Origin of the sequence: Achromobacter insolitus (genome assembly GCF_002209555.1) — a bacterium.
GTDB classification, from domain to species: Bacteria; Pseudomonadota; Gammaproteobacteria; order Burkholderiales; family Burkholderiaceae_B; genus Achromobacter; species Achromobacter insolitus.
The window spans coordinates 1-769 of the sequence record NZ_NJIF01000024.1 but is presented as its reverse complement, the minus strand read 5'-3'; the positions used below and the strand labels follow the sequence as shown (position 1 = coordinate 769).

Below are 769 nucleotides of genomic sequence, written 5' to 3'. Positions count from 1 at the left end.
ATAACCATCAGTGTTATAGGATCAAGCCTCACGGGCAATTAGTATCGGTTAGCTTAACGCATTACTGCGCTTCCACACCCGACCTATCAACGTCCTGGTCTCGAACGACCCTTCAGGGGGATCAAGTCCCCGGGATACCTAATCTTCAGACGAGTTTCCCGCTTAGATGCCTTCAGCGGTTATCTCTTCCGTACTTAGCTACCCGGCAATGCCATTGGCATGACAACCGGTACACCAGAGGTACGTCCACTCCGGTCCTCTCGTACTAGGAGCAGGCTCCGTCAAGTATCCAACGCCCACGGCAGATAGGGACCAAACTGTCTCACGACGTTTTAAACCCAGCTCACGTACCTCTTTAAATGGCGAACAGCCATACCCTTGGGACCGGCTACAGCCCCAGGATGAGATGAGCCGACATCGAGGTGCCAAACACCGCCGTCGATATGAACTCTTGGGCGGTATCAGCCTGTTATCCCCAGAGTACCTTTTATCCGTTGAGCGATGGCCCTTCCATTCAGAACCACCGGATCACTATGTCCTGCTTTCGCACCTGTTCGACTTGTCAGTCTCACAGTCAAGCACGCTTATGCCATTGCACTATCAGCACGATTTCCGACCGTACCTAGCGTACCTTCGAACTCCTCCGTTACACTTTGGGAGGAGACCGCCCCAGTCAAACTGCCCACCATGCACTGTCCCCGATCCGGATAACGGACCAAGGTTAGAACCGCAAACAAACCAGGGTGGTATTTCAAGGATGGCTCCACGT

The 769-nt window shown here is 53.3% G+C and carries 1 rRNA gene; it reads right to left on the bottom strand.

From position 1 onward, the window contains the following. Positions 1-17: 17 nt before the first annotated feature. Positions 18-769 (bottom strand): 23S ribosomal RNA (locus CEY08_RS29720); the annotation flags it as partial.